This is a genomic window from Actinocorallia libanotica, from assembly GCF_039525175.1.
Lineage (GTDB): Bacteria > Actinomycetota > Actinomycetes > Streptosporangiales > Streptosporangiaceae > Actinocorallia > Actinocorallia libanotica.
The window spans coordinates 1-9169 of record NZ_BAAAHH010000077.1; the positions used below are offsets into that span (position 1 = coordinate 1).

The 9169-nt window shown below is 71.6% G+C and carries 11 protein-coding genes; 10 read left to right on the forward strand and 1 reads right to left on the reverse strand.

Annotation, left to right across the window (positions count from 1 at the left end):
- From ABD140_RS39030 to ABD140_RS39075, 10 genes are all read left to right on the forward strand, one after another.
- Positions 1-565, forward strand: a 565-nt coding sequence (locus tag ABD140_RS39030; RefSeq protein ID WP_344247949.1) for a hypothetical protein, incomplete at its 5' end; no start/stop codon positions are given.
- Positions 565-4308: a carbohydrate binding domain-containing protein gene (locus ABD140_RS39035; RefSeq protein ID WP_344247952.1), complete on the forward strand. Its 3744-nt coding sequence runs from the start codon at positions 565-567 to the stop codon at positions 4306-4308. The genes ABD140_RS39030 and ABD140_RS39035, both read left to right, overlap by 1 nt.
- Before the next feature lie 36 nt (positions 4309-4344).
- On the forward strand, positions 4345-4812 hold the full coding sequence (locus ABD140_RS39040; protein WP_344247954.1) for a hypothetical protein: 468 nt from the start codon (positions 4345-4347) through the stop codon (positions 4810-4812).
- A gap of 31 nt (positions 4813-4843) precedes the next feature.
- On the forward strand, positions 4844-5086 hold the full coding sequence (locus ABD140_RS39045) for a hypothetical protein (RefSeq protein WP_344247956.1): 243 nt from the start codon (positions 4844-4846) through the stop codon (positions 5084-5086).
- 6 nt (positions 5087-5092) lie between these two features.
- Positions 5093-5353, forward strand: coding sequence for a hypothetical protein (locus tag ABD140_RS39050; protein WP_344247958.1), 261 nt, complete (start codon positions 5093-5095; stop codon positions 5351-5353).
- Positions 5350-6129 (forward strand): peptidoglycan recognition protein family protein, encoded by a 780-nt coding sequence (locus tag ABD140_RS39055; RefSeq protein WP_344247960.1) that lies wholly within the window; start codon positions 5350-5352, stop codon positions 6127-6129. Before ABD140_RS39050 ends, ABD140_RS39055 begins: the two co-directional genes overlap by 4 nt.
- A gap of 225 nt (positions 6130-6354) precedes the next feature.
- Positions 6355-6579 (forward strand): hypothetical protein, encoded by a 225-nt coding sequence (locus ABD140_RS39060; protein ID WP_344247962.1) that lies wholly within the window; start codon positions 6355-6357, stop codon positions 6577-6579.
- A gap of 30 nt (positions 6580-6609) precedes the next feature.
- Positions 6610-6876 (forward strand): hypothetical protein, encoded by a 267-nt coding sequence (locus ABD140_RS39065; RefSeq protein ID WP_344247964.1) that lies wholly within the window; start codon positions 6610-6612, stop codon positions 6874-6876.
- Between the two features lie 246 nt (positions 6877-7122).
- Entirely contained in the window at positions 7123-7800 is a 678-nt protein-coding gene (locus tag ABD140_RS39070) for a ParA family protein (protein WP_344247966.1), read from the forward strand.
- Positions 7790-8161 carry a hypothetical protein gene (locus ABD140_RS39075; protein ID WP_344247968.1) on the forward strand — a complete coding sequence of 124 codons (372 nt, stop codon included), beginning with the start codon at positions 7790-7792 and terminating at the stop codon, positions 8159-8161. Before ABD140_RS39070 ends, ABD140_RS39075 begins: the two co-directional genes overlap by 11 nt.
- Before the next feature lie 80 nt (positions 8162-8241).
- Here the strand turns inward: ABD140_RS39075 and ABD140_RS39080 are convergent.
- On the reverse strand, positions 8242-9169 hold a 928-nt coding region (locus tag ABD140_RS39080), incomplete at its 5' end, for a hypothetical protein (protein ID WP_344247970.1).

The following is a 9169-nucleotide window of genomic DNA, read 5'->3' on the forward strand; positions in this document are numbered from 1 at the left end:
GGCGACCCTGGCCTCGGCCAGCGCCGCCGACATCCGCGCCATCAACTCCCAGCAGGCCGCCCTGGAGTCCGCGGCCCAGCGCGCCGGGACCACCGCCGGGGATGCGATGTACGCCGCCGGGATCAAGGCCGCCGAAGGTCTGGTCAAGGGCCTGGAGAAGCAGCAGAAGAAGGTGGAGGCCGCGATGCTGCGCATCGCCAAGGCCCTGGAGAAGGCCATCCGCAAAGCCCTGAAGATCAAGAGCCCGTCGGGGCTGATGGCCGAGGTGGGCCAGTGGATCCCGCCCGGCCTGCTGGAAGGCGTCAAGCGCACCAGCCCCGCCATGGAGGTGGGCCTGGGCCAGTGGGCCTCCGATGCGGTCACCACGGCCGTGAAGGTCCCCCAGGTGCGCCCGGCCGCGCCCGTGATCGCCGCGGCCGGACGCGGCGGCGGGCAGGGCGGACCCACGCGCATCGTGGTGGACCTGGCGAACGCGCCCGCGGAGGTCAAGCGCCTGTTGCGCAAGATCGTCCGCGTGGACGGCGGCGGCAACGTGCAGCTGGCGTTCGGCGAGAGGGGCGCATGATGGCCTGGCCCCAGACCGAGCTGGGCGTGCGGGTGGAGCTGCAGCTGGGCGGTGTGTGGACCGACATCACCCAGGACGTGCGGCTGGGCGACCGAATCGGCATCAGCCGCGGCCGCGCCGATGAGGCCGGCAAGGTCGATCACGCCAAGTGCTCCCTGGTGTTCGACAACACCGGCGGCAAGTACTCCGCCCGCAACCCCTTGAGCCCCTATTACGGGCTGATCGGTCGCAACACCCCCATCCGGGTGTCGGTGCTGGCCGATGAGCCGCGCATCGTCATCGGCCCCCAGCTGCCCGGCAGCATCGGCGCCACCACCCCCGACGCCGCCGCCCTGGACGTCACCGGCGACATCGACGTGCGCTTCGACGCCTGCCTGATGAACTGGCACACCCGCGGGGTGGGCAACAGCGTGGAGCTGTGCGGCAAATCGACCGGCGCCGGGAACCAGCGCTCTTGGGCGCTGCAGGTCCGCAACTCGCTGCTGCACTTCGAGTGGTCGACCGACGGCACCGACGTCAACCAGGCCGAGGTCGAATCCACCGCCCCCATCGTGGTGCCGGCCTCCGGACGGCTGGCCGTGCGCGCCACCCTGGACGTCGACAACGGCGGCGGCGGCCATACGGTCACCTTCTACACCGCGCCGTCCGTCGGCGGGCCGTGGACGCAGCTGGGCGCGCCCGTCGTCCGGGGCGGGGTGACGTCCATCTACGCCTCCAGCGCGCCGCTGTGGGTGGGCAGCGCCGTCGTGGGGTTCGACGCCCGCCCCTGCCAGGGGGAGATCTACCACTGCGAGGTCCGCAACGGCATCGGCGGCACGTTGGTCGCCGACCTGGACGCCGCCACTGTCGCCGTCGACGCCACCGCCTGGAGCGATGCGGTGGGCCGGGCCTGGACGCTGCAGGGCGCCGTCCTGCACGATCGGCGGCCGCGCTTTTGCGGCGAGGTCTCCGAGTGGCCGCCGCGCTGGGACGTCACCGGCGCCGACCGCACGGTGCCCGTCAACGCCGCCGGGGTGATGCGCCGCCTGAACCAGGGCGCCTCCCCGCTGCGCCCGGCCACCCACCGCGCCCTCCTGGACGTCACCTCACCCGCCACCGTGTCGGCCTACTGGCCGCTGAACGACGGCTCGGAGGCCACCCAGGCCGGGTCCGCGCTGCCCCACGGCCGCCCCATGACCGCCACCGGATCCATCGCCTTCGGCCAGGAGGGCGGCGCGCTGGGCGGCGCCGGAACCGGGGTCGGGACCGGGGACGCCCCCGGGGTGCTGACCGGCACCGTGGAGGGCGCCGGCGGAATCTGCATGACGAACTTCTGGATCGACGTGCCCGCCGAGTGCACCGACGGGATCGGCGTGCAGCTCCTCACCCCCTCGGCCGTCTACACCCGCACCCTGATCTGGGTGGCCGGCACCGCCCAGACCGACGTCGGCGTCGACCCCGGGAACCTGGGCATCGAGTTCCTGCGCACGCCCAACGACGCGGGCGGCGGCGGCTGGCCGATGTTCAACTACGACCTGCGCGGCACCGGCCCGCACATGGTCACCCTGTGCTCCTACGTCAACGGCGGCAACCGCACCTTCCGCGGCTGGCTGGACGGGGTGCGCTACTTCGCCATGGCGTTCACCGACCACGGCAGCCCCGTCTACCAGGTGCGCGTGGGCACGATCCCCACCTGGTACGACACCTTCAATGCCCACATGATGGACGGCGGCGCCGACGGGATCGTCTCCGACCTGTCGGTGCAGACCATCCCCTTCGGGTGGTCCCTGGCGCAGATGGACGATGAGGCCGCCCGCCTCTACCAGGCCGGGATCGGCTACGCCGGGGAGACGGCCAAGGCGCGCATCACCCGCCTGTGCCACGAGTCCGGCGTCCCGGTGTGGACGGGCGACTCAGCGGCCACCGCCCCGGGCGTGGGCGCCCAGAGTCCCCAGAAGTTCCTGGAGCTGCTGGCCGAGGCGGCCGAGGCCGATGGCGGTATCCAGCACGAGCCCCGCGACGTGCTGGGCATTTATTTCCGCGACCACGCCACGCTCATCTCCCAACCGGTGGCGATGCGCCTGGCCTACGGCCACCTGTCGCCGGATCTGGAGCCGACCGACGACGACGCGCACGTGCGCAACGACGTCACCGCCTCCCGGCCCGGCGGTTCCTCGGTCCGCCGCATCGTGGAGACCGGCCCGCTGTCGATACAGCCCCCGCCCCAAGGGCTGGGCGTCTACGACGAAGGCATCACCGTCAACGTCGCCACCGATGCCGACCTGGCCGACGCCGCCGGATGGCGAGCCCACCAGGGCACCTGGGACGACGCCCGGTACCCGGTCCTGCGCCTGGACCTGCGCGCCAAGGCCGACCTGGTCCCCCTTGTCGCCATGGTCGACGTCGGGGACCGCGCCCAGGTCGGCGACCTCATCGACGGCCTGGACCCCGCCGACATCGACGTCATCCTGCAGGGCTACAGCGAGACGATCGGCGAGTGGGACTGGGACATCGAGTTCAACGCCACCCCGGCCCGCCTGTGGGACGGCGCGGTGGTCGATGACGACGTCTATGGCCGCGTGGACACCGACGGCTGCGCCCTGGCCCAGCCCGTCGACGCCGAGGCGACCCAGATCTGGGCCTACACCCCCACCGGCCCCACCTGGGCGTCGGGGGACGCCAACCTCATCGCCAACAACAGCTTCGAGGGCGGCACCGCCGGATGGGCCGCCGCCGGCGGCACCATGGCCCGCATCAACAGCCTGTACGTCGATGGCGCCTGGTCGCTGCAGCTCACCCCCGACGGGGCCACCCAGTACCCGGCGCTGCAGTACCAGCTCACCCCCGTCCAGGGCGACGGCCTCTACCGCGCATCAGCATGGATGCGGTGCACCACCACGCGGCCGCTGGCGCTGAACGTCAACTGGTACAACTCCGCCGGCGGCTACCTGGACACCTCCTCCATCGGCGTGCCGGTGACCGGCGGGCAGTGGACGTACGCCACCGGCCTGGTCACCGCACCGGCCGGTGCGTCCTTCGCCCAGATGTCGCCGACCAACCCCGACTACCCGGCCGCCACCGACCGGATGACGGTCGACGACGTGCGGCTGTCGACCACCGACGGCCGCGCCCTGGACGTCGTCCTCAACCACAACCCGGGCTACGACGATTTCCTGAACGGGTGGACGGGCGTCGGCGGGACCCTGGTGCGGGTCAACAACATCGCCCGCATCGGCGCCTACTCCGCGCGGCTGACCCCCGACGGCGTCACCCAGTACCCGGCGATCCAGTCCGTGCCCACCCCGGTGCAGGGCGGCCGCGCCTACCTGGCCAGCGCGTGGCTGCGCTGCGCCACCACCCGCCAGCTGGCCTACAACGTCAACTGGCACACCGTGCGCGGCGCCTACCTGGGCACCTCCACCCTGGCGGTGGCGGCCACCGCGAACGTGTGGGCCCGCGCCATGGGCGAGGTCACCGCGCCCGCGGGCGCCCAGCTGGCGATCCTGGCCCCCACCGTCGGCGACTACCCGCCCCCGGCCGACGTCTTGTGGGCCGATGACGTGCGCCTGGCCGTGCCCGTCGACGCCGCCCAGGAGTTCGGCTACGACGTCATGGTCGGCGGCGAGGTCATGACCGTCACCGGCGTGGCCGACCGCACCAGCCCCCAGCTGCTGACCGTCACCCGCGCGGTCAACGGCATCACCAAGCCGCACGCGGCCGGCACCGACCTGCGGCTGCTGCACCCGGCCGTCGTCACCTACTAGGAGCACGCAGTGCCATTTCCCCAATGGGCCGCAGGGATGCGGATCACCGGACAGCGGCTGATGGACATGGAGCCGGTGCACATGTCGGCCACGCTGCGCCGCTTCACCAACCAGACCATCCCCAACTCGACCATGACGCCCCTGGCCTGGACGAGCGAGGACGAGGACACCGGCGGCGGCCACGACAACGCCGTCAACCCCGACCGGCTGTATGTGCCCTACACCGGCCGCTACCTGCTGTCCACGTCCATCCCGTGGGCCGACAACGCCAACGGCCGGCGAAGCGGGACCTTCTCCATCAACGACGCCGCGATCAAGTCCAACGGCGGATCCGAGCACATCAACGCCGCCACCGACTGCGTCCTGCACTTCGCCCGCGTCCTGCGGGTCGCGGCCGGCGACTACGTCAACGTCTGGGTCTTCCAGACCTCCGGCGGGCCGCTGGACACCGACCCGACCGTCAACGACGGACCCAGCTTCACCGTCGACTACCTCGGCCCTTGACCGCGGAATTGAGGAGATTTTGTGGAATCGAATGTCCCCGGCGCTCACCGTGCTGCGAGACCTGGCATCTTTTCTGATCGGTGGCTGGGGCCTGGTGCACCAGGCGCTGCAGCCCAAACCCGACACCGGCGTGCTGCTGATCTTCGCCGGACTGCTGGTGACGCCCGGAGTCCTGGCCGCGCACTGGCTGGCGACGTCTGGTACCGCTGGGCAGTCCTCGCAGCCACCCTCGCCACCGCCGCAATCCTCTTCGCCCTTGCCGCCACCGGGGTGATGTGAGATGGCCGGGTTCCTGACCGTCACCGGCGCGCTGCGCGCCTGGTACTCCATCGGGATCGTCGTCCTCACCGCGATCCTGGTCATGATCGGGTCCGTGGTCTACACCAGCCACCAGCAGCAGCGCTCAGACCGGCGCTGGTGCGCGATGCTCGCGATCCAGGCCAGCCCGTCCCCGCCGCCCTCCACCCCCCGCGGCTCCTCCACCCAGGCCGAGGCCGCCCGCCTGGCCGATGCGTTCGGCTGCCCCAAGGAGACCAAGTGACCCTTACCCTCATCACCCGCACCCAGTGGGGCGCCCGCAAGGCCCGCCAGAGCGCGTCCTACCTGACGTCCACCCGGGGCGTGAAGGTCCACTACACCGGCAGCTACGTGGATCCGGCGCTGGCCGACGACCACGACCGGTGCGCCGCCCTGGTCCGCCAGATCCAGAACAACCACATGGACGCCAACGGCTGGAACGACATCGGGTACTCGTTCATCTGCTGCCCGCACCGCTACGTCTACGAAGGGCGCGGCCTGCACCGCCTCCCGGCCGCCAACGGCGAAGGCCTGAACACCGGCCACTACGCGATCCTGGGCCTGGTCGGCAACAAGGGCCTCACGCAGCCGAGCGAGGACATGCTGCACGGCATCCGCGACGCCATCGACCACGTGCGCGCCAAGGGCGGCGCGGGCAAGGAGGTCAAGGGCCACCGCGACGGCTACGCCACCGACTGCCCCGGCCCCAAGCTCTACGCCTGGGTGCAGGACGGCGCTCCCCGCCCCGGCGCATCGGCCGGCGAACCTGCACCGAGCACCGATGCGGCCAAGGCCCCGCGCTACCCCGGCCGCCCGCTGGTGCGCAACAGCCGCGGCAAGGCCGTGGCCACCTGGCAGCACCGCATGAGGCAGCGCGGCTGGAACATCGCCGTCGACGCCCACTTCGGCCCCAAGTCCGAAGCCGTGGCCAAGGCCTTCCAGAAGGAGAAGCACCTGGCCGTCGACGGGATGGTCGGCAAGAAGACCTGGGCGGCGACCTGGGAAGAGCCCATCACCTGAAGTGTGCAAAAAAGGGTGATTTTATTACCCCCTTTTCCTACACCGCCCCTGACCTGCGGCCCGACCGCCAGGTTCCGTTTTTTCGACTTCCCCCGAGGCCCCGATCATCCCGACACCAGATGAGCAGCTGCAGCTCCTGGCCGCCGCGCTCGACCACCTCAACTCCACCCTCGCCCCGCCCCGGATACCGGTCTGGTCCGGTGGCCTACTCCTGGAGGCTCTTCCATGGCCGTCCGCGCCAAGCTCACCTGCTACTCCGTCGAGGACTTCGGCGATGGCAGGGCCCGCAACTACAAGTTCAACGCATCCGCCGACAAGGCGGGCATCCCCGAGGACCAGCAGTTCACCAAGTACACGCCGACCGCCAACCTGACCATCGCGGTCGACAACCCCGCCGTCACCTTCGTGCCCGGCCGGGAGTACTTCGTCGACTTCACCCCCGTCGACTGACCACCCCCCCCCACCCCAAGGAGAACCCCCATGCTCGACTCCCTCATCCGCACCTACATCCCCGTGTGGGTCTCGGCCGCGCTCGTCTGGCTGGCCGCGCGCTTCGACATCGTGCTGGACTCCGACACCTCGGTGGCCGTCAGCGTCGCGGCCGTCGGCCTGGTCCTGGCCGTCTACTACGCGCTGGCCCGCTTCATCGAGCTGCGCTGGCCCGCCCTGGGCCGCATCCTCATCGCCCTGGGCCTGACCCGGGGCACCCCCGAGTACCGGGACGACCAGCCCCTCACCCTGCGCTGAACCACGGGATCCCGGGATCTCGCAGATCCTCTGTCCCGGGACTCCGTGATCCCGTACTCTGATCCCGTTCTTCCTACGGGCGCTTCGGTGCCCTTCCACAGGCGGACTCGGTGGCGATCCCCGCGCCACGATGATCGAGTCCGCACGAGCGGCCCGCACCTACGGCGGTGGTGCGGGCCGCTTCGTCATGTCCCGGAACTGCGTGACCGCGTGATCGCGTGGTCCCGGGCCGGTACCGTGCCGGGCATGACGACTACTTGGAGTCCACCGGCCCACGGGCTGCGTGTGGGATTCGTGGGCAAGGGCGGGTCGGGCAAGACCACGACCCTGGCGCACGTGCTGGGCCACTGGGCGCATGAGGGCGTGCCGTGCATGGCCATGGACACCGACAAGCCCGGCGACGATGAGGACGGCAGCCTGTACGCCTGGGCGCAGCAGGCCGACCTGGGCGCCCCGGTCTACCCGGCCCCGAACCACAACCGGCTGGCGCCCGAGGCGGCGCGGCTGACCCCGCCCGGCGGCCTGGCCCTCATCGACACCGGCGCCTGGGAGCGCAAGGCCGGCGGCGCGCACTTCTCCACGTTGTCGGCCGTCGACCTGGCGGTGCTGACCCTGCAGCCCACCCCGATGGAGCTGGACCGGGCGGCCTCGGTCCTGGATGCGCTGCACCACCTGGAGTCGGTGGGCGCGAACGTCCCCCAGCTGGTCATCCTGCTGACGATGGTCAACTCATCCGCAGGCTCGCCCCGCTCCACCCGGACCGCGCTGGCCGGCGCCGGATACACGGTGCTGGAGTCCGAGATCCCCCGCTCCGATGCCCGCGACGGCTACGGCCAGGCCTTCGGCAAGGACCTGCGCCTGGTCGCCGGATCCCCGATGCAGCGGCTGGCGCACGAACTGCTGGAGGTCCTCGGTGGCCAGTAAAGCGGCGCAGGAGCAGGAGGAGGCGGCCGCGCGGGCGCTGACCAACGGCCTGGCCAAGCGGGCGGTGCGGCGGCCGTCGGCCACCCCGATCCCGCCGGACCCCGCGACCGAGGAGTCCCGGGACGCCGCGGCCCCGGGGGCCCGCAAGCCCGTCCCGGCCGGGCAGGGCCGCCGCGGGCACCTGCGCAAGATCTCGGTGGAGATGACGCCCGAGGAGCACACCCGGCTCAAGCACTGGATCTTGAACGCCTTCGGCAGCGATGCCCGCGCCACGCCCGTGATCAAGGCGCTGCTGGAGCAGGCCTACAACGACCCGGCGCTGACCGGCTACGTGCGCGACGCCCTGGAACGCCGCGACTGAGCAACCCCGGGACCGAGGAGTCCCGGGACATGAAGAAGGCCCCCGGACCGGTGTCCGGGGGCCTTCTGGGTGGAGCGGGTCTAGCGGTCGATCGTGTAGAGGCCGCGGTCGGCGCGCACGACGTCGGTGTCGCCGTTGACCAGTTCGAGCAGCGCGTTGCGGACCGAGCCGGGCCGCACTTCCTTGCCCCCGTCGGCCAGGACGGCGGCCAGGACGTCCTCGGCGCTCATCGGCGCGGAGGCATTGGCGAGGGCGGCGCGGACACGGTCGATGATGCGGGGCGCGGCGGCGCGGGGCGGCTTGGCGGGGGAGTAGGACTTCCCGGCCTTGCCCGCGGGCCGCTTGTCCTCCTCCTCCTGGGCCTCGTCGTAGACGGCCTGGCACAGCATGGCCATTTTGACGGGGTCGTGGCGGGCGGCGTAGGCCTCTCCGGCGGCGTCGTGGGAGGCGTCCTCCAGGGTGGGCGGGGCATCGTCGCCGTACAGGGCGAGGATCTCGGGGTCCAGGCCCGGGGTGGGGGCGATGGAGCCGATGCGGAAGTGGCGCATCATCGCGGTGGGGTGCGGGCCGGACAGCAGGTAGGCCATGCCCTGGGTGCCGGGCGCGTCCTCTTCGTCGTCGTCGGCGTCGATGGCGAACTGCGAGCGGAGTTCGACGTTGCGCAAGCTCTTGGGGATGGGCATCAGCTGGGCGGTGGCCGGCAGGAGTCCGTCCGACACCAGCTGGCGCATCATGCTGGAGGACCAGCGCAGCAGGGTGACCTCGCCCTCTTTCAGCATGGCGCGCAGGGTGTCGGATCCGCCGAGTTCCTCCAGGTGGCTCGCCTGCGCTGAGAGGCCGATGCCCTCGCCGACGGACCGGCCGGTGCGGCCGAGTTCGCGGATCAGGTAGGTGGCCTCCTCCCGGTACGGTGCGCCTTTCTCCAGGAGGCGGTTGGCCTCCTCGATGCGCAGGTGGTGCAGCGGGTCGGGAGCGTCGCGGATGAACGCGGTGCGACCCAGGCGGCTG